Genomic DNA, 26,033 nt, shown 5'->3' on the forward strand with positions numbered 1-26,033 from the left:
TGACACAGCGCCTTCGCGAGCAGGGCCACCCATACCCTGATCAACCCTGCCCCCGCTATAACCCATATCAACGGGTTTCATCGCGAACAAGTATAAAAGCCTGTCAGATATGACAGTTCACCGCTTTGAGCGCCCCCCGCAGACTTCCAGGTCTCAAGACATCAATCACAAGGAACCACGCAATGACAAATCCAAACGCATCCCCGGCAGTCTGGGTAAGAGGTACGCTTAACGTTGCTGTAAAAGGCATCATTGGCGGCACGCCGGTCGATCTGGCAAGCTTTCTGACGAGCAGAATTTCGGCATCTTTCAACCCGCTTGGCGATTACAGTTTCACTTTCGAAGATAACCACGGTTCATCGAGCGAACGAAAACTCTCTATCTCGCTTCGCACCCTGCTGGATCCGTCAATCTCTGGCTACTTAGAATATGTTGTTACCGAACGGGGTGCCCAGCCTTATGACTACGAAGTGACATCCTGTTCCAGCATTGCTGTAACTCAGCTCAATCCCAGCCTGTATCGCTACTCCCTCGATAACTTTCAACTTTCCGGCAAGGCACGCCACGGTGATGAAACGCGTGAACTCACCGGCGGCGGATGGTTTCTTGTCCAAGAGCTGACTTACCCCATTTAGCAAGCAGGCCAGGTTCAGTCATTGGGTTATTTCGGACTGTGGGAAAGGTGCTTGTCCTACAGATCTGGTGGTTGCGCGGAGTTTTCCGACAGGTCGCGTCGGTTGTGCTTGGGAAATGCGCTGGATAGGCTCGTAGGGTCGCTGCCAATTCAGCGACCGGGCGTCGCGGCCCGGGTTATGAGGCATAATCGCCGCCACTCAACAGCTGCTTGCAGTTATTCATGGTGGCTGTACGCGGGATACCTTCGGGTATGCCGAATGCCTCAGGTCGGTCCGCGAACCTGCGTACAGCTGCCACCCTCAGATTGCGTCGCGGCAATTTTGAGAAGTGGCCCCTAACCTGAGGCGTCACCATGTCCAAACCCACACCCAATCCCCCCGAAACCGAAAGCACCTCCCCGTATCAATCCCCCGAATCCAAAAAACTCCACGAAGCCGCCGAGCGCGCGCTGGACCACTACCTGAAGCCACCCGCCAGCCCTGACAAATCCCACAAACCCAGCACCATGTTCCAGGTCACCCCGGATCAGGACAACGAAAGCCTGCTGGCCCACGCGTGCGAATCCCTCGCGTCGGCGAGTGTGATGGCCAGTGACATTGCGGCCTATGTGGACAGCCCTCAGCGGCATACCATTCTGGCAATCCAGCAAGTAATCATGCTGGCCGAACTGGCTGTCAATCGCGTGCTGGACAACTACGAAATCCCCCAATCCCCGACACACAGCTAAATCCCTGCTCGCGAAGGCGTCGGCACATTCAGTCGTTATGGTGCCTGATACACCGCATTCGCGAGCAGGCTCACTCCTACAATGAAACCGAGTGCGTCCGGTAGACATTGGTCGGCTGCCAGGCCGCCATCGCTGGCAAGCCAGACTCCCACAGAGAATGAGTACAACCGATAGACATCGGTCGGCTGTCAGGCCACCTTCGCGAGCAGGCTCACTCCCACAGAAAAGCCAAAGCAGCGCAGCTGCCCGCGGCGAAGCCGCCCCACTCAACAATGAGCGCAAGCTCGAGTACCGCTCTTGATCTTGATCCACGGGCGACTTCGGAAGGCTGAGCGGAGGGATTGATCCGGGCGTGGGAGCGCAGCGACCGTTTGGCGCAGCCAGACACAGCGGAAGGAGGTGCAGCGAAGCAAACCGGAAACGCTGCGCCCGGATCGATCCCGCAGCGAAGGAACCCGAGCCTGCGAGGGCCGAACGCAGGAGCAAGCCTTTTCGGTTACCTTTTCGGCGTCTGGAAAAGGTGACTCGCCGTAAGGGCGAAACCGCCAGCCGCAACACCCAAAAAAACGGATATTCACCCAAAACCCCAAGAACCTGGCCGGCCCAAAGGCCGCCAAGGTCAGCCAAAGTCAAAAACTGTCCAAACCCTGAACACACAAGCAGAAACACAGGCCCCCCATTGAAACCACCCCACCCCTGCCCCATCTAAGACCCCATACCCCATTGCGCAGGTGCCCCATGACCGACCAGCAAGATCGCCCGGACAACCACGACGACTACGAAACCGATAACATCGAACACACCTCCTCCGGCACCGGCCTGGCGCTGCCCGGGCAAAACCTGCCGGACAAGGTCTACATCATCCCGATCCACAACCGCCCGTTCTTCCCGGCGCAGGTCCTGCCGGTCATCGTCAACGAAGAACCATGGGCCGAAACCCTCGAACTGGTCAGCAAATCCGAACACCACTCCCTGGCCCTGTTCTTCATGGACACCCCCCAGGAAGACCCGCGCCACTTCGACACCGGCGCCCTCCCCGAATACGGCACGCTGGTCAAGGTCCACCACGCCAGCCGCGAGAACGGCAAACTGCAGTTCGTTGCCCAAGGCCTGAGCCGTGTACGCATCAAAACCTGGCTCAAGCACCACCGCCCACCGTATCTGGTCGAAGTCGAATACCCGCACCAGCCCACCGAGCCTACCGACGAGGTCAAGGCCTACGGCATGGCGCTGATCAACGCGATCAAGGAACTGTTGCCGCTCAACCCGCTGTACAGCGAAGAGCTGAAGAACTACCTCAACCGCTTCAGCCCCAACGATCCATCGCCGCTGACCGATTTTGCCGCCGCGCTGACCTCGGCCACCGGCCCCGAGTTGCAGGAAGTGCTCGACTGCGTGCCGATGCTCAAGCGCATGGAAAAAGTCCTGCCGATGCTGCGCAAGGAAGTCGAAGTCGCGCGCCTGCAGAAAGAGATTTCGGCCGAAGTTAACCGCAAGATCGGCGAGCATCAGCGCGAATTCTTCCTCAAGGAACAACTCAAGGTCATCCAGCAGGAACTCGGCCTGACCAAGGACGACCGCAGCGCCGACCTCGAACAGTTCCAGCAGCGTCTGGAAGGCAAAGTGCTGCCGGCGCAGGTGCAGAAACGCCTCGAAGAAGAAACCCACAAACTGTCGATTCTCGAAACCGGCTCGCCGGAATACGCGGTCACGCGCAATTATCTGGACTGGGCCACCTCGGTGCCGTGGGGCGTCTATGGCGAGGACAAACTCGACCTCAAGCACGCGCGCAAAATCCTCGACAAGCACCACGCAGGCCTGGACGACATCAAGGATCGCATCCTCGAATTCCTCGCCGTCGGTGCCTATAAAGGCGAAATCAGCGGCTCGATCGTGCTGCTGGTCGGACCGCCAGGCGTGGGCAAGACCAGCGTCGGCAAATCCATCGCCGAATCCCTCGGCCGACCGTTCTACCGTTTCAGCCTCGGCGGCATGCGCGACGAAGCCGAGATCAAGGGCCACCGCCGCACCTACATCGGCGCGCAGCCGGGCAAACTGGTGCAGGCGTTGAAAGACGTCGAAGTGATGAACCCGGTGATCATGCTCGACGAGATCGACAAGATGGGCCAGAGCTATCAGGGCGACCCGGCCTCGGCACTGCTGGAAACCCTCGATCCGGAACAGAACGTCGAATTCCTCGACCACTACCTCGACCTGCGCATGGACCTGTCAAAAGTCCTCTTCGTCTGCACCGCCAACACCCTCGATTCGATCCCAGGACCGTTGCTCGACCGCATGGAAGTGATTCGTCTGTCGGGCTATATCACCGAAGAAAAAGTCGCCATCGCCAAGCGTCACCTGTGGCCGAAATTGCTCGAAAAGGCCGGCGTGTCCAAGGGCAGCCTGAGCATCAGCGACACCGCGCTCAAAGCCTTGATCGACGGTTACGCCCGTGAAGCCGGGGTGCGCCAGCTGGAAAAGCAGATGGGCAAACTGGTGCGCAAAGCGGTGATGAAACTGATCGACGACCCGAAAGCAGTGATCAAGCTCGGGCCGAAAGACCTTGAAGCCTCGCTGGGCCACCCGGTGTTCCGCAACGAACAGGTGCTGTCCGGCACTGGCGTGATTACCGGCCTGGCCTGGACCAGCATGGGCGGCGCGACGTTACCGATCGAAGCCACCCGCATTCACACGCTCAACCGTGGGTTCAAGCTCACCGGGCAATTGGGCGATGTGATGAAAGAGTCTGCGGAAATCGCCTACAGCTACGTCAGTTCGCATCTGAAGCAGTTCGGCGGTGATGCAAAATTCTTCGACGAAGCCTTCGTCCACCTGCACGTACCGGAAGGCGCGACACCGAAGGACGGTCCGAGCGCCGGCGTGACCATGGCCAGTGCGTTGCTCTCGCTCGCACGCAATCAACCGCCGAAGAAAGGCGTGGCGATGACTGGCGAACTGACGCTGACGGGGCATGTGCTGCCGATTGGCGGGGTGCGCGAGAAAGTGATCGCGGCGCGGCGACAGAAGATTTTCGAGCTGATTCTGCCGGAGCCGAACCGGGGTAACTTCGAGGAATTGCCGGATTATCTGAAGGAAGGGATTACCGTGCACTTCGCGAAGAAGTTTGCGGATGTGGCGAAAATCTTGTTCTAACCCGATGCAAACAGGGCAGCGCCTCTTGGCAATGCCCTGTTATCTCTATAACCAGATGCGAAAAAGCCTATCGCAAAAAACAATAAAAACCTGTCAAGTCTACCAGTAGCGCCTCGTCAGACCGCCCCTCAAACTTCCCTCTCGAAGCGACTCATTGAGGGAACTCATTATGCCAAGGCGATCACGTCTTCCCGGTTATTTCAGAGCAACTAAAAAGGGTGTACTGCTCTTCGAGGTCGACCGCATAGCGACAACGCACGGCCAGTCCATAACCATCGAAGGTTCTAAAGAAGGGGGGTTTCCAAATCAACACATAATCCGCCTTACCATTGACTCGTTAACGCCTAACGGTGATCACGTATTCGAGATAGGTAAGTATTTACAACAAGTGTTCTACCTCAACATAGGTGGAACCCAGTACGCCCAGCGGGGAACTTTCACTTCCTACCTGGACATCCCTAACAGGAAATATCAAATCAACTGTGATCTTGATTTTCCTGGCCATACTGATCCTATAAAGATCGAACTCGCCGTTAGCGGATAGGCGCCCTCCGACCAGGTGAAACGAGACCGCGTAGCCTCAGCCTGCGCGGGCTTGGTCACATTCTGTCTCATCTTCAGTTATGCTCGCCGTTCGTCGATACCGCCGGAGCTGCTGATCTTATGCCCCCCACTCGCCTGTTTCTCCCCCTCGCCCTTTCCTTGCTGGCCGCCTGCGCCACGCAACCGAAACACAACGTGACCGTGGAAAAACAAAGCGAATGCCCCGTGCGGCTCAGCACCGGGCAAAACCTGATCATTACGCTGCCGAGCAACCCGACCACCGGCTACCGCTGGGCGATTCAGGATTCGGCGGGCGGCGTGTTGCGCGCGCTCAGTCCCGAGGTTTACAGCAATCCGGAAGATGCCGGCGTGGTCGGTGCGGCGGGCGTTTCGACCTGGCGCTTCCAGGCCTTCGCGGCCGGCACCGGGCGTTTGCGCCTGACCTCGCAACAACCGTGGGCGCCGGAAGTGCTGCCGGTGGAAACCTTTGACTGCGCCATTTCGGTGAACTGATCGTAGGCTGGCTGATTCTGGCGTTGATGGGGGCGGTCGCGTTTCTCTACGGTGTCAGTACCCATGCGGCCTTGCTCTGCCTGTTGGTCAAACCCCTGCCGGCGTTGGCGCTGCTCGGCTGGCTGCATGATGCGCCACCCGGCGAATATCGGGGCTGAATCAGTCTGGTTCTGATTTTTTCGTTGCCTGGGTGATGTGCTGCTGGCATGGCCGGGCGACCTGTTTGTATTAAGCCTCGGCGCGTTTCTGGTCGCGCATCTGGCATTGCAGCCGCGGCATTCACCAGCCATGACAATCCCCGCCAGACATCATACTGCCACTAAAATTATTTCGAAAAGTTATAAAAAACTGTCAACTATGACAGTACCCCTCACGTGTGGCTCTCCCTACTATTATCTGGCGTTACTCAACCAACCATGTAAATACAAGGAAGAATCCAATGAGTTTTTTCAAAGGTAAAAATCCAGTCACTGCCAACGCTGTAGACCCCTATATTACTGTTAGTGCAGAAACAATCGCCACGGTGTCTGGCAGGGTGCGATTCGAGAGCCAGATTGTCGCGTACGAAACAGATCCCGACAGCAATACAATCGCGCTGGTAACTCGTGCGAATGCGTCGGACTATTCACGAGGAAGTAAAAAAGGCCTGGTCCTTGTATTCGACAAGAACATTAAACCCGGCGCCTATTCCGTCACCGATTCCAACTTTCCTTTCGATGATGTTTATTACTTTGAAACGGGTACTACCCCCGGTTTTGTCCAATCGTACAATTACCGCGCCAAAAGCGGAAACTTCAAGGTAGAAGTCGTTGAGGTGACAGCCGAGAAACTGCATTACAAAATAGATTTTGATTTCAAAGGTGTCGATCTCCGTAATCAGGAACTCACCATTGCCGGCAAATCCTCTTACCTCGTACTAGTGCAGTCCGAGTAACCCGCGAGCGCTAATGGAAGGCCAGGCTTACCCTCCGAGCCTGGCCCTACAATCTTCGACCCTTCCACGCTTTATCAGACAACCCAAGCATCTACGTCCCACTTTGGCTAAAATGCCGGCCTTTTCCACCGACACCGCCGGAACCGCCGTGAGCAAAGAACCCGATCGCCTTTTCGCCCAGCCCTTGGCCCAAGTGCCTGACTTCGCCTTCAACGAAGACGTGGTGCGGGTGTTCCCGGACATGATCAAGCGCTCGGTGCCGGGTTACCCGACCATCGTCGAAAACCTCGGCGTGCTCGCCGCGCAATTCGCCCAGCCGAACAGCATGCTCTATGATCTCGGCTCGTCGCTGGGTGCAGTGACCCAGGCCCTACGCCGCCATGTGCGCACCGACGGGTGTCGGGTGATTGCTGTGGATAACTCGGCGGCGATGGTCGAACGCTGCCGCGAATACCTCAACGGTCAGGATTCGATGTTTCAGGAATTGCTGCCGGTTGAAGTGGTTGAGGGCGATATCCTCGCATTGGAGTTCCAGCCATCCTCGGTAGTGGCGCTGAACTTCACCCTGCAGTTCATCGCCCCGGATCAGCGCACCGCGTTGCTCTCGCGCATTCGCCAATCGTTGTTGCCCGGCGGCGCGCTGATTCTTTCGGAGAAACTGCGTTTCAACGATGCCGAAGAGCACGCGCTGCTGACCGACCTGCACGTGGCGTTCAAACGCGCCAACGGCTACAGCGAACTGGAAATCGCCCAGAAGCGCAGCGCCATCGAAAACGTCATGAAGCCCGACAGCCTCGAAGAACACCGCGAACGCCTGCTGGCCGCCGGGTTCTCGAAAGTCGTGCCGTGGTTCCAGTGTCTTAACTTTGCCTCGTTGATTGCCTTGCCATGATTGATCTGTCCCCCCTCGCCCGCCGTCTGGCCGGTACACCGCTGGCCGAATGGGCCAACACTTTGCAGGCACAACTCGACCAGAAAATGGAGAAAGGCCACGGCGATCTGGAGCGCTGGCAGAGTGCGCTGGATGCCTTGCCGAAGATTCAGCCAAGCGAAATCGACTTGCTCAACGGCCTGAAGCTCGACACCGATTGCGACGACGAGACGCGCGCGCAGATGCGCACCGCGCTGATGGGCCTGTCACCGTGGCGCAAGGGACCGTTCGATCTGTTCGGCGTGCATGTCGACACCGAGTGGCGCTCGGACTGGAAATGGTCGCGGGTCGCCCCGCATCTGGACCTCAAAGGCAAGCGCATCCTCGATGTCGGTTGCGGCAATGGCTATTACATGTGGCGCATGCTCGGTGCCGGCGCCGACAGCGTGATTGGTGTTGACCCGAACTGGCTGTTCTTCTGCCAGTTCCAGGCGGTGCAACGCTATCTGTCCGAGCCAAACGCCTGGCATCTGCCGTTCCCGTTCGAAGACCTGCCGCCGAACCTTGAAGGCTTCGACACGGTGTTTTCCATGGGCGTGTTCTATCACCGTCGCTCACCGATCGAGCATTTGCTGGCGCTCAAGGATTGCCTGGTCAAGGGCGGCGAACTGGTGCTGGAAACCCTGGTGGTCGAAGGCGACAAGCATCAAGTGCTGGTGCCGGAAGATCGCTACGCACAAATGCGCAACGTGTGGTTCCTGCCGTCGGTGCCGGCGCTGGAGTTGTGGCTGCGCCGGGCCGGGTTCACCGAGATTCGTTGCGTGGATGTCAGCACCACGACGGTGGAGGAACAACGCGGCACCGAGTGGATGAAGTATCAGTCGCTGAGTGATTTTCTTGATCCTGAGGATCACAGCAAAACCATTGAAGGACTGCCGGCGCCGATGCGGGCAGTGATCGTCGCCAAGAAATAACCCAATCTCCCGAACAATGGAGATCCCCTGGTGGGAGCGGGCTTGCTCGCGAAAGCGATGTCTCAGTCACTATCCATTCTGAATGTACCGACGCTTTCGCGAGCAAGCCCGCTCCCACATTCAAGCGCATTACTACCGTTGAAATGCGGCCCTGTGTAGGAGTGAGCCTGCTCGCGAAGGCGGTGTGTCAGTCACCACCGATGTTGAAATTGCTGACGCTTTCGCGAGCAGGCTCACTCCTACCGGGGGCGGTGTTTATTTAGCGGGTTTCGCTCGGCGGGCGCGGAAGAACTCGGTCAACACCGCGCCACATTCTTCAGCCAGCACCCCGCCCTCATACAGCACCCGGTGATTCAAAAAGCCCTGGGTAAAAAACTGACCCTGACTCTGCACAATCCCGGCCTTCGGCTCCAGCGCGCCGTACACCACTCGCGCCACTCGCGAATGCACGATCAGTCCGGCGCACATGCTGCACGGTTCCAGCGTCACATACAGGGTGCTGCCCGGCAGGCGATAGTTATCCACTGCCTGCGCGGCGGCGCGGATCGCGACCATTTCGGCGTGGGCACTCGGGTCGCTGGTGCTGATCGGGCAGTTAAAACCGCGACCAATGATGGCGCCGTCCTGCACCAGCACCGCGCCCACCGGCACTTCGCCAAGCGCAGCGCCCTGTTCGGCGAGGATCAGGGCTTCGCGCATGAAGTCGCGGTCGCGGCTGCGGTCGATGATCGCCGCCGGGCGAATCTGGCGCATCACTTCACCTCGATCGCGGCCATCAGGCCGGTTTCCATGTGGTCGATGACATGGCAGTGGAACATCCATACCCCCGGGTTATCCGCCACCAGCGCCACTTGCGCGCGCTCGTTCTTGCCCAGCAGATAGGTGTCGGTGAAGTACGGAACGACCTTGTGCCGGTTCGACGCAATCACCTTGAAGCTCATGCCGTGCAGGTGGATCGGGTGCTGGTACTGCGTCATGTTCTTCAGTTCGAAAATGTAACTCTGGCCGAGCTTGAGGCTGGCGATCGGTCGATCGGCGCAGGTCTTGTCGGTGATGTCCCAGGCCTTGCCGTTGATCTGCCACAGACTCGGCGGCTTGCCGTTTTCGGTGTTCACCGACACCGAGCCGACCCATTCGAAATTGAAGTTGAGTTTCTCCGCATTGGCCAGATCCGGCTCGGCCACCGGGTTGGCCGGCAGGGCTTTCGGCCAGTCAGTCGGCGCATCGGTGTTGGTGACTGAACGCAGCGTGCCCAGACGCACTGGGCCGTTGCGCAGCGACAGTTCTTCACCGGCCGCCGGTGCCTTGATCGCCAGACAAATACGCATGCCGGGGCCGAGCCAGTATTCCTTACCCAGCGGGCGCGGCTCGACCGGGTTGCCGTCCAGCGCGTAGATCTTCGCTTCGACGCCGGGAATGTTGATGCGGTAGGTCAGTGTGTTATCAAGATTGAGCAAACGCACCCGAGTGATCTGCCCGGCCGGCAGATCGATCACCGGCAACGGCACGCCATTGATTGTCGACAGACGCCCGGCGGTACCGCCACGGGCCGCTTCGCGCGGGATGCTGAATTCTACGAACTGACCTTGCTCATCGACGTGCCAGTTCTTCAGGCTCAGGGTCTTCTCGTACTTGAAACCGGTCGGCTCGCGCTCCTCGATGATCAGCGGCCCGACCAGGCCACGGCCGAGTTCCTCGCTGCTGCTGACGTGCGGGTGATACCAGTAGCTGCCGGCATCCGGCACGCGAAACTTGTAATCGAAATACTCGCCCGGCAGCACCGGCAGTTGCGAGACGTAGGGCACGCCGTCCATTTCCAGCGGCAGGCGGATGCCGTGCCAGTGAATCGTCGTCGCCACCGGCAGGTGATTGATGAAACGCACCCGCAGCCATTCGCCCTGACGTACGCGCAGCTCGGTGCCCGGCGCCGACGGACCGAACGCCCAGGCTTGGGTCTTGTGGCCCGGCACCAGCTCCACATCCAGCGGCGCGGCGATCAGCTCATAGTCGTGACCGGCCTCGGCGTCGGCCATTTTGCCCAGCCAGTACCGCGATGCGCCCCCCGCGCCAACGCCAACGACAACAAGACCGGCCAGGCCACCGAGGATTTGGCGACGGGTAAAGGACATGAACTCAACTACCTCACGTATCAGCGACAGGCCCCGGGGGGCCCGTAAAAGGCGAATACGATACACCCGCAGTTGAGAAACAGTAAGGGCGACCTGGGGCCGCACGCCTGCTTTGGCCTATTCCCGCAGGCCGGTAATCAGGTGCAAAACGCCGCCCGCAAGCGCCATGACCCCGGCGACACCGGCAAGGCTCAATGCCTCACGATCAACGCAGGCGACGTCTGCCAGCTCCACCCGTACCCGCGTCAGCGCCACCGCCTGCTGCGACTTGAGGTTATCCACACCGCCCAATGCCGCGACGATTTCAGCACTCAAGCCGACGACCGGCTCCGTCGGCGTTTTCGGCTCGTCTGCCACCAGATCCGGCGTCAGCGCTTTCCAGAATGCCTGCTGCAACTTATCGAACATCATCAGTTCTCCAGAATCGGTGTGGTGTCGGCAATCGCTTCGCTGTGCAGGCGTAATGCCTCGCGCACCTGCTCGGCACTTTCCAGGTCGAGTACCTGCCGGGCGATGGTTTGACACTCGGGCAGATTCAGCTCGCGCACGGTTGATTTGATCGCTGGAATCAACGGCACGCTCACCGACAGTTCATCCACACCCAAGCCCAACAGCAGCGGCACCGCCAGACGCTCGGAAGCCATGGCGCCGCAGACCCCGACCCATTTGCCGTGGGCATGTGCCGCTTGCACGGTCGTGGCAATCAGGCGCAGCACCGCGGGATGGTAGCTGTCCGCCTGACTGGCCAGGCGCGGATGATCGCGATCCATGGCCAAGGTGTATTGCGTCAGATCGTTGGTGCCGATGGAGAAAAAGTCGACATGCGGGGCAAACCGATCGGCCATCAGCGCCGCCGCTGGCACTTCGATCATGACCCCCAGTTTCGGCATTTCAGCCAGGCCCAGCGCCTGCGCTTCTTGCTCGAGCATCTGCCGCGCCAGCCGCAGCTCCGACAGCTGCGTGACCATCGGCAGCATGATGTGCAAGCGCGTCAGCTGACTGCAGGCCAGCACCGCACGCAATTGCTCACGCAACAGTTGCGGGCGCTCCAGACACAGACGTATACCGCGCAAGCCGAGGAAGGGATTGCTCTCTGCGTCCATCGGCACATAGGCCAATGGCTTGTCGCCGCCGACGTCGAGGGTGCGCACCACCAGATTGTGCGACGGACCGACGCTGCGAGCGATGGCACTGTAGGTGGACACTTGCTCGTCATGGCTGGGCGCCTGATGGCGGTCCAGGTAGAGAAACTCCGAACGCAACAGCCCGACGCCGCCCGCGCCAAGGTCCATGGCCTGGGCGGTTTCGCTCAGCGACGCCACGTTGGCGGTCACCTCGATGTGCTGCCCGTCGCGGGTGCACGCGGCGAGCGTTGCCTGCGCCAGTTCATGCTGATGGCGTTGGCGTTGCCGTTCATGCCGGGCGCGCAACTGATCAATGGACTCCGCGTTCGGGTTGAGCTGCAACTCGCCCTTGTCTGCGTCCAGCAGCACCTGGGTGCCGTCGGCCAGTGCGAGCATCTGCACCGGCATCGCGCAAATTGCCGGCAAGCCACAGGCCCGCGCAAGAATCGCCACGTGGCTGGTGGCACCGCCGCCGACCGTGGCAAATCCCAGCACTTTATCTGTGTTCAGCCCGGCGGTCTGTGACGGGGTCAATTGATCGGCAATCAGGATGGCGTCGTCCGGCAACACCAGCGTCTGTTCGCGCACACCCAGAAGCAATTTCAAGACTCGCTGGCCGCCGTCGACCAGATCCGCCGCCCGCTCGGCCAACAAAGCACTGCCCAGCGACCGGAACATCGCCGCTGTCGCTTCGGTGCTGGTGTTCCAGGCAAACGCCGCGCTTTTGCCCTCATCGATCAGGGCCTGGGCTTGATCCAGAAGGCTGGGGTCCGCCAATAACTCCTGATGCGCCTTGAAGATTTCGGCCTGCGCTTCACCACTGGCCGTGTCGCACAGGTGCTGCAAAGCCATGTCGGCCTCCACCAGGGCATCGGTCAGCCGCGCCAGTTCAACGGCGGGCTCGGCACCGAACTCGTTGACGGTGAGCGTCGGCTCCACGATCTGCACCACCTGCCCCAACGCCGAACCGGGCGAAGCACACACCCCACGCAGCACATTGGGCAGTTCCGGTTCGCTGGTTGCGACCGGCACCGGCACGTTTTCGCCGCAGCCTTCGGCCAGCAGCCGGGTCAGCGTGTCGAGGGCGGCTTCGGCATCCTCCCCCTGCGCGCTCACCTGCACGCTGTCGCCGGGGCCAGTCTGCAACGCCATGATCGCCACCAGCGACTTGGCATTGGCTTGCGCCTGCAACCGGTGCAGATGGATCGTCGCCGTAAAGCGCTTGGCCGCCTGGGCGAGCACCGCCGCCGGTCGCGCATGCAGTCCATTGGGGTTGGGCAGGCTGATCGGTGGGGAGAACAGCGCCTCACCTTTTGGCATGTCCGGCGTCACGCTGGCCGTTCCGGCGCTGCCGACACTCAGCACTGGCTGGCCGCTTTGCACTACCCCTGTCGTCCCGACCAGCGAAGTAAACGGTTCACCACTGACCACCAGCATCAGGGTCAGCAGACTGCGTGCATGCAGGGCAATGTAATCGGCATCGAAGTCGATCAGCGCCTGCCCGGCCTCGACCCGCTGGCCCGCTTCGACGCGCGGAGTGAAACCCGCGCCGGCGAGGTTCACCGTGTCCAGGCCGATGTGCATCAGCACCTGCACACCTTCATCACTGGTCACGGTAACGGCGTGCCCGCTGGCCTGTATGTCGCTCACAACCCCGGCCAGCGGAGCACACAGCGTCGACGAGGTTGGATCGATGCACAGCCCATCGCCGATCACCCGACCGGCGAACACCGGATCGGGCACCTGATCCAGCGCCATCAGCACGCCGGACAACGGCGCCAGCAGTTGCAATTGTTGGGGTACGGCCATGACATCACCTGCTTGTTCGTTCTTTGAAGGGCCGACGGTGCGCGAAACACCGTCGGCATCGCTTACTTCCACCAGTATTCGACCTGCAAGCCGATGTTGGAGCCGTGCCGCGCGCGACCGAAGGCACCGGTGTCGGACAACGCCGAACCTTTGGCCAGTTGGTTGGCCGCACGCTTGGCGGCTTCGTTCCAGCTCGCATAGGTGTAATACAGCCGCACCTCGGGGCGGGCCCAGAATTCCGGGCCTTTGGGTGACCAGGTCGGGGCGAACGTGAACTTGCTCAGTTTGCGCGTGCCTCCCGGCGCGTCGACCTGATCATGGCCCAGTTCGCTCACCAGTTTGAACTGCTCGGTCAGCGCATAGGTCGGGCGCACGCCCAGGGAGATCCAGTTCTGGTCGGCACCGTCCGCACGAATGTCTTTCTGATACACCGCCGCGACCTGTCCACCGAAACGCGGTGTCAGCTGCCAGTCGAAAAACTCGACGATGCGATAACTTTTGTTGCGGTCGTCGAGCATCACGTCGCCGGTGTAGCCCAGCCCGGTGCCGGGGCCTTCACCGTATTGCAAAGCCAGTTTGTTCTTGCCGCCGAGAAAATCCTGCTGCACATGTTGCGTGGTAATGGCCCAGCCGCGGTGCGCATCGCGGCGGTCGGGCTTGTCGATGTAACTCAGGCCGAACTCCAGTTCGCCGCCCGGGTTGCTGTTGAAACCGCCAACGTTGAAGTCATGCCGGTTGATGTAATCCTTCTGATAAAGATTGTCCTTGCGCGAGAAGGCGTAACTGTATTTCAGGCCGTCGATCAGCACGTCTTCGATACCACCGCCGGTGGCGCTCTGGTTCCAGTAGTAAAAATCGGAAATATGGATGTCGTTACGTTTGTAGTAGCGGCGTCCGGCCCACAGCGAGCCGCCGTTGAGCGCGGGCATGGCCGACCATTGCGCGTAAGCCTGCGGCAAGCGAATCGAGCCGTTGTCCTCCTTGAACGTCAGGCTGCGGTCGTAGCGGTTATACAGCGACGCCATGCCGTCGACGCTTAACACCGAGCCATCGTCGAGGGTATACAGGTCCTGGCGCAGCTCCAGTTCGCCGTATTGCTCGCATTCATTGCCCAAGCGGTATTTGGTTTGCGCACCGGGTAGCTGGAAACACGATTGGCCGCTGCTGTTGAGCGACGTACCGACCCCGCTGCGCAAGTAGCCGCCGAACTCCAGTGCGTGCGAAGAAGTGGGTATTGCCAGACAAAAACCGGCAACGACCAGGCTGTGATTTATTGTTGTTTTCATATGCCACCCGTTGTTTTTATTGTGTGGTTGCAGGAATTCGGCGCGCAAAAGTCCCCCGCGCAGTGTTCTGCGTGTTTAAAAAAGGTTGTTTTTTCAGTTATCGATCAGGGATCGGTCAGGTGCACCACGAACGATTCATAAGGTCGCAAGCGCAGATGTCGCGTGCGCAGCGGGCAGTCCGGGTAGTTGCTGATCAACAGTCGCTGCGCCTGCGTTTCGTCGATCACCGGCGGTAACTCGACGTCACACGGGCCGCCATAAAAGTTGTTCACCACCAACAGGCGTTCGCCCTCCCCCTCGCGCAGGTATGCCCAGATTTGTGGATGCTCGGGCAGCAACTGGCGATAGACGCCGTCGCAGATCAGCGCTTCGCTGCGGCGCAAGGCGATCAGCCGTCGATAGTGATGCAGTACCGAGTCCGGGTCGTGCAGCTGATGCGCGACGTTGATCTGCGCGGCATTGGCCGGCACGCCGATCCACGGTTCGCCGCGACTGAAACCGGCGTTGTGGCCGGCGTGCCAGTGCATCGGCGTACGCCCGTTGTCGCGGGACTTCTGCATGATCGCCGCCATGTTGTCGACGTCGTTGATCCCCGCTTCACGCTTGAGGCGAAAGATATTCAGGGTCTCGACGTCGCGATACTGCTCGATGCTCTCGAACCCCGGATTGGTCATGCCCAGCTCCTCGCCCTGATACACAAACGGCGTGCCCTGCAAAAAGTGCAGCGCGGTGCCGAGCATCTTCGCCGAGAGCTCGCGGTATTCGCCGTCATGGCCGAATCGCGAGACCACCCGCGGCTGGTCGTGGTTACACCAGAACAACGCATTCCAGCCGCCGTCCGTCTGCATGCCGGTCTGCCAGTCCGAGAGGATCTGCTTGAGCTGAAGGAAATCGAAGTCAGCGCGGACCCACTTCTGCAGGTTCGGATAATCGACCTTCAAATGATGGAAATTGAAAGTCATCGACAGCTCTTTCGATCGCGGGTTCGAGTAGCGGATACAGTGCTCGAGACGCGTCGAGGACATCTCGCCGACGTTGATCAGGTCATGACCTTCGAAGACCTCGCGGTGCATCTGCTGAAGATAGGCATGCACATTCGGCCCGTCGGTGTAGAAACGCCGACCGTCGCTGTCGTCCTCGGGGAAGTCGGCAGGTTTGGAGATCAGGTTGATCACATCCAGACGAAAGCCGCCGACGCCCTTGTCGCGCCAGAAGCGCATCATCTTGAACACTTCGTCCCTGACCTTCGGGTTGTCCCAATTGAGGTCAGCCTGGGTGTGGTCGAACAGGTGCAGATAATATTGCCCGGTCTGCGCTTCGTACTCCCAGGCCGAACCGCCGAACTTGGATTCCCAGTTGTTCGGCTGATCGCGCCAGATATAGAAGTCACGGTAAGGGTTATCGAGGCTGCTGCGCGCCTGCTGGAACCAGACGTGTTCGATCGAAGTGTGATTGACCACGATATCGAGCATCAGCTTGATGCCGCGCTTGCCCGCTTCGGCAATCAGCAATTCACAATCGGCCATGCTGCCGTAGCTCGGATCGACGGCGTAGTAGTCGCTGATGTCGTAACCGTTGTCCCGTTGCGGCGAACGCAAAAACGGCGTGATCCACAAATAATCGACTCCCAGCCATTGCAGGTAATCGAGCTTGGCGACGATACCGAGCAGATCGCCGGTCGCGTTGCCGGCGTGGCTGTGGAAGCTTTTCGGGTAGATCTGGTAGATCACCGAACGTTGCCAGTCTTGCATGACGCAATTCCTTGGTTGGATTTCAGGCGACCCGGTAGCCCGGCCGGACAATCTTCATGCTCAGCACGCAGGTCAGGGCAAACGGAACCAGCATGGCGATCAGCATCCCGATGACAAACATCGGAATGAACTGCGGAATGATCGAGATAAATCCGGGCAGGCCGCCAACGCCGATGGCCGAGGCCTGGATCTTGTTCAGCGACAGGAACATGCAGCCCAGCGCCGAGCCGGCCAGCGCGGCGTAGAACGGAAACTTGTAGCGCAGATTGACGCCGAACATCGCCGGCTCGGTGATACCGAAATAGGCGGAAATCGCCGAGGTCGACGCCATGCTTTTATCCCGCGCGTTGCGCGTCATCCAGAACACCGCCAGCGCGGCACTGCCCTGGGCGAGGTTGGACATGACGATCATCGGCCAGATGAAGGTGCCGCCCTGGGTCGAGATCAGTTGCAGATCGACCGCGAGGAACATGTGGTGCATGCCGGTGATCACCAGCGGCGCATACAGCAGGCCGAAAATCGCCCCGCCTACCAGGGGTGCCAGATCGAACAGCATCACCAGCCCTTCAGTGATGAAGATACCGATATGCCGGGTTACCGGGCCGATGATCGCCAGCGCCAGCACGCCGGTAACAACGATGGTAGTGATCGGCACCACCAGCAATTGCACCGCATTGGGCACTCGCGCCCGCAGCCATTTTTCGATCGTGCTCATCACATAGGCCGCCAGCAGGATCGGCAGAATCTGCCCCTGATAGCCGACCTTTTCCACCTGGAACAGGCCGAGGATGTCGAAGTACGGCAGTTGTTGCCCGTCGAGACCGGCCACAGCCTTGCCGTAGTTCCAGGCGTTGAGCAGGTCCGGGTGCACCAGCATCAGGCCGAGGACAATGCCGAGGATTTCGCTGCCGCCGAAACGCTTGGCCGCCGACCAGCCCACCAGCGCCGGCAGAAACACGAACGAAGTGTTGGCCATCAGATTGATCAGGCTCCACAGCCCGTCGAGATTCGGGTAGGCATCCAGCAGGGTTTGCCCCTCGATGAACATGCCCTTGGCGCCGAGCAGGTTGTTGATGCCCATCAACAGGCCGGCGATGATCAGCGCCGGCAGAATCGGCATGAACACGTCGGAAAACACCCGCACCAGACGCTGCATGGCGTTTATCTTCTCGGCGCTTTTCTGTTTAACGTCCGCAATGGTCGAAGCGGCCAGACCGGTCTGTTTACGCAATTCGGCGTAGACCTTTTCCACTTCCCCCGGCCCGATCACCACCTGATACAGCCCGCCGGTGAAGAACGAGCCCTTGACCAGATCAATCACGTTGAGCGCGGCAGCGTCGACCAGCGCGGGGTTCTTCAGCGCCAGGCGCAACCGCGTCACGCAATGGGCAGCCTGTTCGAGGTTGTCGCTGCCACCGAGGCTTTTCAGCAGCTCCCGGGCAATGTTGGGGTAATCGTGGCTCATGCTCGTTCTTCCGTCGTGGATTGTTGTTATTGGCAGCACGCAGAAGCGAAAAATACTCGTCTGTACGAGTTTATGCAACAACTCGTCTGTACGAGTTTGTGTTTGCCGATAAACGTCGGATCAGCGACGATTTTTCCTACTTTGACCTAAGATGATTTCCGTCATTCACATGGACAAACCCCTACCCTGCCCTTAAGGTTCGACGTTTGAGTAGTGCCAGCAAAGAGCCCACCCAATGAGCAAATACAACCAGATCTACAGCGATTTGCTTGCCAGCATCACCACTGAACGCCTGGAACGCGGCGCACGGCTGCCTTCGGAAACCGAACTGATGGGCACTTATCAGGCCAGCCGTGGCACCGTGCGCAAAGCCATCGAGTTGCTGCAGGAACGCGGTTTCGCCCAGAAAATTCACGGCAAAGGCGCGTTCGTGCTGTCGACCAATCCGATCGAATTCCAGCTCGGCGGCATCGTCAGCTTCCAGGAGACCTACCCGCGCCTGGGCAACGATGTCAGCACCGAAGTGGTCGAGATGTGCCAGGTCCCGCTGGACGGTGCGCTGCTCGACCACATCCATGCCGAACCCGGCAGCCCGATCACCCGCATCAAGCGCGTGCGGCGCATCGATGGCAAACGGGTCATCCTCGACATCAACCATTTTGTCAGCGCCGTGATTCCCGACCTGACTGCAGACATCGCCGCACACTCGATCTACGCCCACATCGAACAAACCCTGCAACTGCAGATCGCCTACGCCCAGCGCACCATCGAAGCGGTGCCGTGCAGCAAGGACGACCAACAGCATCTGGACCTCGACGGGCAGAGCCATGTCATCGTGGTCAGCAACCAGACCTTCCTGCAGGACGGCCGGCAATTCGAGTACACCGAATCGCGGCATACGCTGGATAAATTTTATTTTTCGGATGTGGCGCGGCGCTGACCCCCGCACATTTCGACCGGCCATCTGCGGTACATAGTTAACGCACCCTCGGCGGGTGAATCGGACATGCTCAGGCTTCATTTCTCAAGGATGGAGAAAGCATGAACGTCACCGCACCGCGCCCCTTGCCCAACGCAACCGACAAAGCCGCCCTCGAGGCAATTGCTGCTTCGGTCGTGCAGGCCTGCCCCGGCCTGCACGATGCAGCGCAGCAAGTCGCCCGCCAGTTACTGCAAGACCAAGGCTTGCCCGAACACGACCCGGACCGTGTTTACTTTCACCGTTTCAAGACTGCCCAAAGCAGCACCCGGTCGTTTACCGGCTGGGAACACAGCCTTGAAAAGCCCTACGAATCGACGACTCTCACGCAACTGGTGATTCATCGCTTTCGTGCCACCGACCAGGACAACGCCGACCTTCTGGACTTGTATGGCGGCTTCTACAGCGAAGGGCCGGACGCCGAAAACTTCAGCGAGCGCAACGAGGTGCGCCTGCATGGCAGTGAAGTATTAAAGGCGTTCTGGAGCCTCGATTTCAGCGCTCATTACCGCGATGAACTGAGTTCTTTCTGGGACAGCCACGCCGATAACTTCCGCACCTTGGCCAAGTGCAATTTCCTCATCCAGGCAGTACAGGCGCTGGAACGTGAACGCATCAGCCACAGCGACTTTCAATGGCTGACCGGTTCTGTGATCGGCAAGCTGAGCTGGCCCGTCACCCTGAACATGCTGCAGACCGCCCACACGACAACAGGCGACGTCCGTGCCTTCGATGTTGACGGCTCTGTGGCAACTCAAGTGCTACGCATCGTCGCCCCCGACGGCCGGCAGATCCTGTATGTGCCAGGCGCCACCGAAGCGTTCGTCGTCAAGGCGACGCCTTCAGCGTTGCACTGGTGGGTGCTCGAACAGATGAACGACGCAACCCGCCGAGGATCCTTCCTGAACCATTTCTCCCTCGCTGATCGTCAACAACTGACCGAGAACCTGACCGTTCTGATGAATCGGCTGGTCAGCACTTGGGGGCGTGCCGATCATCATCTGATCAATCGGAAAAACCTTGTGCTTGCCGGCGATGCGTTCACCTGGCTGCGCGATAGCACCCGCCTCGCGATGTTCGCTGAAGCCGACCTGACCCTGACGTCCAACGCCGATCTGCGCAAGAAACTCTGGATCGGTTACCTGAGCGCAGGCCTCAAGGTTTTTGGTCCGATGGCCGTCATCGGCTGGCCGGTGGCGCTGCCGGTGATTGGCGCGACAGTTGCCAGCATGGGCCTGAATATCGACCAGGCGGAAAATGGCAAGAGCGAGGCGGAGCGCAAGTCGGGCGTGCTGGGCGCAGTGGTAAGTGGTATCAACCTGTTGTTTAACCTTCCGTTGCTCGCTGGAACTGGCCCGATGCTGGAAGTGGGGGCGCAGGTTGAAGCGGCCGAAGCCGCGGAAATGGCCGAGATGAGCGACGCGCTGAATACGTCCGGCACCACGGTTGAGCAGGCACAAATCCGCGCGCCGGAAGACCTCGACACACCTTTGCCGATCGTCGAACAAACCCCGCCCGCACCGGCAACGAGCGAAACACCGGCGCCTGTGCCCGAACGCTACCAATGCAACGAGCTGCTTGATGGCACGGCACCCGGTGAAGAAGCCGGAAAATTCGCCGGCATCTACCGTCTCGACAGCGATCCGCCCTACGCCATCCTGATGAATGACACACCGTATTACGTGCGCTGGTTCGCCGATTCAAGCGGTGCTGGCGACTGGGCTATTGTCGACCCGGCAAGGCCCAACCAACTCGTTCACGCATTGCCGGTTCGCCTTAATGGCGAAGGTTTGTGGGAGCGCATGCCTGCACTGGGCCTCAAGGGCGGCGGTCAATGCGTCGGCAAGCCGTGCGCGCCAGACATCGAACTCGACACCCTTGAGCTCGTCCCGCCCGAAGTCGAAGCCCCATCGGCGGAACCATCGTCATCCACGGAACTGCGTCCGCCACGGGTCGTGCGGTCTTCCTACGACGTCGATCCAACGGTGCGCCGATCACTCAAAGCCTGGGCGATGAATCTGGAGCAAACCCATGTTGTCATGCAGCCCGACGGCGCTGGCGGTATGGATATGGAAGATCCGTTTGAGTCCTATGCGGCTGATAAGCGTCAGCTACTGCAAACCTCGGCCATAAAGTTTTTCCAGAACATGCCCAGAACGATCGAACCGGAGCGCCCGGCCCTACCGGATGTCAGCCGGTTGATGTCAAATGCCGAGCTTGTCGATCAGGTCTATGAGGCCGCCTCAGGGCTGGTGATCGGGCAAACCCTCGATCGCATCGCCAGCCTGCGCTGGCTGATCGAAAGCATGCCGTCACTCGCGCGGCACGCAAAAACGCTTTACATGCGCGGCTTGCTCAGCGACTTCGCGCAGGTGGAACTGAATCGCTATTTCACCAGTGGCGAAATGTCCGAAGACCTTGAGGAGTACCTGCGCAGCCTGGGCACCGATCCTGAAGGACGTTTCACGCCATTGGAACTGGTCAGAACCGCCAAGGCGAACGGGATCAGGGTGCAGGCCATCGATTGCGCAGCCAGTTACAAAATGAAGACGCCCCTGCCCCCGACCGATGAGCAAATCATCGGCACCTACCTGGCCAGCGACATCATGACCGGCGACGCCCTGCTCAATGCGCCGCAAAAATGGATCGTACTGACCGATGCACAAAACACCAATGCGTTCCGGGGTGTGCCGGGACTCAGCGAAATCAAACGAGGGATCGGCCTGCGAATCGAGGAAGCGGGACTTGGTGAGGATCTGGGCATCGAGGCCGACCCGGGCATCGAAGTACCTCAAGGCACCTCTACCGGTGGCACAGTCCGTCAGGGCGGTCCGGACCTGCTACGTGCCGATTTGCGTCTGCGGGTACCAGCACATCAGGTGAACTGGACCGAGCAGTCGCTGGAAAACCTGCTGCACCGACGCGGCATGTACCTGTTCAAGAAAACCGGCGACAGCTACACCCTTGTGCACCGCAGCAAGCAAGGCATGATCCAGCGCACCCCGGTGACGCAATTGAGCGGCGGCCGAGTGTCTCTTCACCGACCGTCCTGGCCACGGGTGAATAACATCGTCTTTAGCAGCCTGAAGGATTTGTCTAACCGCTTGTCCGAGACCGGACTGACGCTGCAGAGCCGGCTTCCTGACTGAGCCAAATCGCAATAAAAAAGGCCGCGTGAAACAGAGTTTCACGCGGCCTTTGTGTGCCTGCATTCACGCCATCAGGACGTGTGCGGGATCACTCCCACTCAATCGTCGCCGGCGGCTTGCTCGACACGTCGTAGGTAACGCGCGAGATGCCTTCGATTTCGTTGATGATGCGGCCGGACACGGTTTCCAGCAGTTCGTAAGGCAGGTGCGCCCAACGTGCGGTCATGAAGTCGATAGTCTCTACGGCACGCAGGGCCACAACCCAGGCGTAACGACGGCCATCACCGACCACGCCCACCGATTTGACTGGCTGGAACACCACGAACGCCTGGCTGACCTTGTGGTACCAGTCGGCCTTGCGCAGCTCTTCGATGAAGATGTGGTCGGCACGACGCAGCAGGTCGGCGTATTCCTTTTTCACTTCACCGAGGATGCGCACGCCCAGGCCCGGGCCCGGGAACGGGTGACGGTAGACCATGTCGTACGGCAGGCCCAGTTCCAGGCCGAGACGACGGACTTCGTCCTTGAACAGTTCGCGCAGTGGCTCGACCAGTTTCAGGTTCATTTCTTCCGGCAGGCCGCCCACGTTGTGGTGCGACTTGATCACGTGGGCCTTGCCGCTTTTCGCGCCAGCCGATTCGATCACGTCCGGGTAGATGGTGCCTTGCGCCAGGTACTTGATGTTTTCCAGTTTGTTGGACTGGGCATCGAATACGTCGATGAAGGTGCGGCCGATGATCTTGCGCTTCTTCTCCGGATCGGCTTCGCCGGCCAGGTTGTTGAGAAACTGCTCTTCAGCGTTGGCGCGGATCACCTTGACGCCCATGTTTTCGGCGAACATGGCCATCACTTGCTCGCCTTCGTGCAGACGCAGCAGGCCGTTGTCGACGAAGACGCAGGTCAGTTGGTCGCCGATGGCTTTGTGCAGCAGGGCCGCCACAACGGAGGAGTCAACGCCGCCGGACAGACCCAGCAGGACGTTGTCGGTGCCAACCTGGGCACGGATGTTGGCGATGGCGTCTTCAGCGATCTTCGACGGCGTCCACAGGGCTTCACAGCCACAGATGTCGAGAACGAAGCGCGACAGGATGCGACCGCCCTGCTTGGTGTGGGTCACTTCCGGGTGAAACTGCACGCCGTAGTAAGCACGCTCGTCGTTGAACATACCGGCGATCGGGCAGCTCGGGGTGCTGGCGAGGATATGGAAGTCTTCCGGCATTTTGGTGACTTTGTCACCGTGGCTCATCCATACGTCGAGACCGAACAGGCCGTCGGCGTCGATATGGTCTTCGATGCCGTCGAGCAGGCGGCTGTTGCCGACCACGTCAACGCGGGCATAGCCGAACTCGCGCAATTCGGAACCTTCAACCTTGCCGCCCAGTTGCTCGGCCATGGTCTGCATGCCGTAGCAGATACCAAAGACCGGAACGCCCAGGTCGAATACCGCTTGCGGGCAGCGCGGGCTGTTGGCTTCGTGCACGGACTCCGGGCCACCGGCGAGGATGACGCCTTTAGGGGCGAATTCGCGGATCGCATCTTCGTCCATGTCGAACGGGTGCAGTTCGCAGTACACGCCGATCTCGCGCACGCGGCGGGCAATCAGTTGGGTGTATTGCGAGCCGAAGTCGAGGATCAGGATGCGGTGAGCGTGAATGTCGAGGGCCATGAAAGAAACTCTGAAAAGCAGTTGCAAGCTTCAAGCTGCAAGCTGCAAGTAATCGGAAGCCGAGCGGCCCTGCACTGATGCAGCACCGCTTGCAGCTTGTAACTTGTGGCTTAGAGCTGTCGGCGTCAGCCGACCCGGTAGTTTGGCGCTTCCTTGGTGATCTGCACGTCGTGTACGTGGGATTCGGCCATGCCGGCGCCGGTGATCCGCACGAACTCAGGCTTGGTGCGCATTTCTTCGATGTCGGCGCTGCCGGTGTAACCCATCGAGGAACGCAGACCGCCCATCAACTGGTGGATGATCGCACTCAGGGTGCCTTTGTATGGCACGCGGCCTTCGATGCCTTCCGGAACCAGTTTCTCGGCACCGGCCGAGGAATCCTGGAAGTAGCGGTCGGACGAGCCCTGGGCCTGGGACATGGCACCCAGCGAACCCATGCCGCGATACGCCTTGTACGAACGGCCCTGGAACAGCTCGATCTCACCCGGCGCTTCTTCGGTACCGGCGAACATCGAGCCCATCATCACGCAGGACGCACCGGCCACGATGGCCTTGGACAGGTCACCGGAGAAACGGATACCGCCGTCGGCGATCAACGGCACGCCGGTGCCTTCAAGGGCGGCGGCGACGTTGGCGATGGCACTGATTTGCGGCACGCCGACACCGGCGACGATACGGGTGGTGCAGATCGAGCCCGGGCCGATACCGACTTTGACTGCGTCGGCGCCCGCTTCGGCCAGAGCCTTGGCGGCGGCGCCGGTGGCGATGTTGCCGCCGATCACCTGCACTTCAGGGAAGTTTTCTTTGACCCAGCGTACGCGGTCGATCACGCCTTTGGAGTGACCGTGCGCGGTGTCGACCACCACCACGTCCACGCCGGCATTGACCAATGCGGTCACGCGGTCGCCGGTATCTTTACCGGTGCCGACCGCAGCGCCGACGCGCAGACGACCTTGATCGTCCTTGCTGGCCAGCGGGTAGGCTTTGGCTTTTTCGATGTCGTTGACGGTCATCATGCCCTTGAGGGCGAATTTGTCGTCGACGATCAGCACGCGCTCGATGCGGTGCTTGTGCAGCAGTTCGCGCACGTCGTTCTTGTCGGCGCCTTCCTTGACCGTGACCAGACGCTCTTTAGGCGTCATCACTTCGCGGACAGTGGCTTCCAGACGGTTTTCGAAACGTACGTCGCGGGAAGTGACGATGCCGACCAGGTCGCCATCGTGCAGCACCGGAACGCCGGAAATATTGTGCAGACGGGTCAGTTCGAACAGATCACGCACCGTGGCATCGGCCTCGATGGTGATGGGATCCTTGACCACACCGGCTTCGAACTTCTTGACCTTGCGCACTTCGGCAGCTTGCTGCTCGATGGTCATGTTCTTGTGGATAATGCCGATGCCACCTTCCTGAGCCATGGCGATTGCCAGACGGGCCTCAGTCACGGTGTCCATTGCAGCAGAAACCAGAGGAATATTCAGTTCGATGCCACGGGTAAGACGGGTCTTGAGACTGACTTCGTTAGGAAGCACCTCGGAATAACCGGGCACTAGGAGAATGTCGTCGAATGTCAGAGCTTCTTGGCTGATACGCAGCATCGCGGGGGCTCCCGAGCGGGAAAATGGAAGCGCGCCATTATAGTCAGACACCCCCTGCTGTTCAATGTAAAACTCAGCTTAATTGATGTACGGAAAAGCCCGGCCCTACAGCTCCACCTTGACCCACGAGACAGGTTGATCGAGCCAGTCGGCGAACTCGTCGATAAAGCTCTGCTTGAACCCCGCCTCCAGCCAATTATTGAAGATAAAGCCGAGGTTGGAAAACGCGCATTCCTGCAAGAACAGGAAACCGTTGATGTCGTCTTCATGTCCGCATTCGGGGCAGGTGAAATTGTCGGTGCGCCCCGGCATCCACTCTTCGAGACTTTCAAACAAGGCTTCGCCGACTTCGCGACGACACTCGGCGCAACCCGCTTCTTCGAGAAAACCCTTCGCCGGGGTATAGATGCAGCGCTTGGTGACGATCTCCAGGCCATTGATCGGCTCGCCGAACGGCAGCGCTTCAGGATGCAGGACCACGGCACGGGCGCCATCGGCGATCGCATGGGCCATGCGGTTGCCGGTGCGACCGCAGGTGGTCAACTGTTCCTCAATGATGTTCTTGCGCACCAGCCAGCGCACGATCGCCCGCGCCCGGGGTTCGTGGACCGGCAGGGTGGAGATTTTCGGGACGATGATGCTTTGCGTGTTCATGGTGAAGCCTGCTGAAAATACCCGTATACCCCCTGTAGGCCTACAAGGGAATGGCGGCCGGCAGCTTAATCCCTG

Annotated in this window: 19 protein-coding genes and 1 pseudogene; 10 read left to right on the top strand and 10 right to left on the bottom strand. The window is 59.9% G+C overall.

The window, feature by feature from the left end; translation table 11 throughout:
• The first annotated feature begins 182 nt into the window (after nucleotides 1-182).
• The 8 genes and pseudogenes from HU743_RS05940 (at nucleotide 183) to cmoB (ending at nucleotide 8,351) form a co-directional block, all read left to right on the top strand.
• The gene (locus HU743_RS05940; protein WP_186647566.1) at nucleotides 183-635 is read left to right on the top strand and encodes a hypothetical protein; all 453 of its coding nucleotides are present in this window, start codon (nucleotides 183-185) and stop codon (nucleotides 633-635) included.
• A 353-nt stretch (nucleotides 636-988) separates the two neighbouring features.
• Nucleotides 989-1,363: a DUF6124 family protein gene (locus tag HU743_RS05945; RefSeq protein WP_186647568.1), complete on the top strand. Its 375-nt coding sequence runs from the start codon at nucleotides 989-991 to the stop codon at nucleotides 1,361-1,363.
• Between the two features lie 738 nt (nucleotides 1,364-2,101).
• The gene (lon, locus tag HU743_RS05950; RefSeq protein WP_238351697.1) at nucleotides 2,102-4,516 is read left to right on the top strand and encodes an endopeptidase La; all 2,415 of its coding nucleotides are present in this window, start codon (nucleotides 2,102-2,104) and stop codon (nucleotides 4,514-4,516) included.
• A 663-nt stretch (nucleotides 4,517-5,179) separates the two neighbouring features.
• Nucleotides 5,180-5,572, top strand: coding sequence for a protease inhibitor I42 family protein (locus tag HU743_RS05955; protein ID WP_186647569.1), 393 nt, complete (start codon nucleotides 5,180-5,182; stop codon nucleotides 5,570-5,572).
• 26 nt (nucleotides 5,573-5,598) lie between these two features.
• Nucleotides 5,599-5,836, top strand: a pseudogene (locus tag HU743_RS05960) (lysoplasmalogenase family protein); the annotation flags it as partial.
• Nucleotides 5,837-6,011: 175 nt separating this feature from the next.
• On the top strand, nucleotides 6,012-6,506 hold the full coding sequence (locus tag HU743_RS05965) for a hypothetical protein (RefSeq protein ID WP_186647571.1): 495 nt from the start codon (nucleotides 6,012-6,014) through the stop codon (nucleotides 6,504-6,506).
• A gap of 112 nt (nucleotides 6,507-6,618) precedes the next feature.
• Nucleotides 6,619-7,398: a carboxy-S-adenosyl-L-methionine synthase CmoA gene (gene cmoA / locus HU743_RS05970; protein WP_186647572.1), complete on the top strand. Its 780-nt coding sequence runs from the start codon at nucleotides 6,619-6,621 to the stop codon at nucleotides 7,396-7,398.
• Complete coding sequence (cmoB, locus tag HU743_RS05975; protein WP_186647574.1) at nucleotides 7,395-8,351, top strand: tRNA 5-methoxyuridine(34)/uridine 5-oxyacetic acid(34) synthase CmoB; 957 nt, start codon at nucleotides 7,395-7,397, stop codon at nucleotides 8,349-8,351. Before cmoA ends, cmoB begins: the two co-directional genes overlap by 4 nt.
• A 255-nt stretch (nucleotides 8,352-8,606) precedes the next feature.
• Here the strand turns inward: cmoB and tadA are convergent, their stop codons facing one another.
• The 7 genes from tadA to treP all read right to left on the bottom strand — a co-directional run bounded on the left by tadA (nucleotide 8,607) and on the right by treP (nucleotide 17,915).
• A complete protein-coding gene (gene tadA / locus HU743_RS05980) occupies nucleotides 8,607-9,104 on the bottom strand; it encodes a tRNA adenosine(34) deaminase TadA (RefSeq protein WP_186647576.1) in 498 nt (165 codons plus the stop codon).
• Complete coding sequence (locus HU743_RS05985; RefSeq protein WP_186619892.1) at nucleotides 9,104-10,480, bottom strand: multicopper oxidase family protein; 1,377 nt, start codon at nucleotides 10,478-10,480, stop codon at nucleotides 9,104-9,106. The genes tadA and HU743_RS05985 overlap by 1 nt, the downstream gene beginning before the upstream one ends.
• Before the next feature lie 117 nt (nucleotides 10,481-10,597).
• The gene (locus tag HU743_RS05990) at nucleotides 10,598-10,888 is read right to left on the bottom strand and encodes a PTS transporter subunit EIIB (RefSeq protein ID WP_186619890.1); all 291 of its coding nucleotides are present in this window, start codon (nucleotides 10,886-10,888) and stop codon (nucleotides 10,598-10,600) included.
• A gap of 2 nt (nucleotides 10,889-10,890) precedes the next feature.
• On the bottom strand, nucleotides 10,891-13,413 hold the full coding sequence (gene ptsP / locus HU743_RS05995) for a phosphoenolpyruvate--protein phosphotransferase (RefSeq protein ID WP_186647578.1): 2,523 nt from the start codon (nucleotides 13,411-13,413) through the stop codon (nucleotides 10,891-10,893).
• 62 nt (nucleotides 13,414-13,475) lie between these two features.
• Nucleotides 13,476-14,699 carry a carbohydrate porin gene (locus HU743_RS06000; RefSeq protein ID WP_186647580.1) on the bottom strand — a complete coding sequence of 408 codons (1,224 nt, stop codon included), beginning with the start codon at nucleotides 14,697-14,699 and terminating at the stop codon, nucleotides 13,476-13,478.
• 104 nt (nucleotides 14,700-14,803) lie between these two features.
• Nucleotides 14,804-16,450 carry an alpha,alpha-phosphotrehalase gene (gene treC, locus HU743_RS06005; RefSeq protein WP_186647582.1) on the bottom strand — a complete coding sequence of 549 codons (1,647 nt, stop codon included), beginning with the start codon at nucleotides 16,448-16,450 and terminating at the stop codon, nucleotides 14,804-14,806.
• Nucleotides 16,451-16,472: 22 nt separating this feature from the next.
• Nucleotides 16,473-17,915: a PTS system trehalose-specific EIIBC component gene (treP, locus tag HU743_RS06010; RefSeq protein ID WP_186647584.1), complete on the bottom strand. Its 1,443-nt coding sequence runs from the start codon at nucleotides 17,913-17,915 to the stop codon at nucleotides 16,473-16,475.
• A gap of 235 nt (nucleotides 17,916-18,150) precedes the next feature.
• Between treP and treR the strand changes: the two genes are divergently transcribed.
• Nucleotides 18,151-18,855, top strand: a complete 705-nt coding sequence (gene treR / locus HU743_RS06015; protein ID WP_186647586.1) for a trehalose operon repressor — start codon at nucleotides 18,151-18,153, stop codon at nucleotides 18,853-18,855.
• 101 nt (nucleotides 18,856-18,956) lie between these two features.
• Nucleotides 18,957-22,043, top strand: coding sequence for a membrane-targeted effector domain-containing toxin (locus HU743_RS06020; protein WP_186647588.1), 3,087 nt, complete (start codon nucleotides 18,957-18,959; stop codon nucleotides 22,041-22,043).
• Nucleotides 22,044-22,131: 88 nt separating this feature from the next.
• Here the strand turns inward: HU743_RS06020 and guaA are convergent, their stop codons facing one another.
• From guaA to HU743_RS06035, 3 genes are all read right to left on the bottom strand, one after another.
• Nucleotides 22,132-23,709, bottom strand: a complete 1,578-nt coding sequence (gene guaA / locus HU743_RS06025) for a glutamine-hydrolyzing GMP synthase (protein WP_186647589.1) — start codon at nucleotides 23,707-23,709, stop codon at nucleotides 22,132-22,134.
• 125 nt (nucleotides 23,710-23,834) lie between these two features.
• On the bottom strand, nucleotides 23,835-25,304 hold the full coding sequence (gene guaB / locus HU743_RS06030) for an IMP dehydrogenase (protein ID WP_186530299.1): 1,470 nt from the start codon (nucleotides 25,302-25,304) through the stop codon (nucleotides 23,835-23,837).
• 105 nt (nucleotides 25,305-25,409) lie between these two features.
• Nucleotides 25,410-25,958, bottom strand: a complete 549-nt coding sequence (locus tag HU743_RS06035) for a sugar ABC transporter ATPase (RefSeq protein WP_186619880.1) — start codon at nucleotides 25,956-25,958, stop codon at nucleotides 25,410-25,412.
• Nucleotides 25,959-26,033 lie beyond the last annotated feature (75 nt).

It is taken from the genome of Pseudomonas sp. SWRI99, from assembly GCF_014270125.1.
Lineage (GTDB): Bacteria > Pseudomonadota > Gammaproteobacteria > Pseudomonadales > Pseudomonadaceae > Aquipseudomonas > Aquipseudomonas hamedanensis.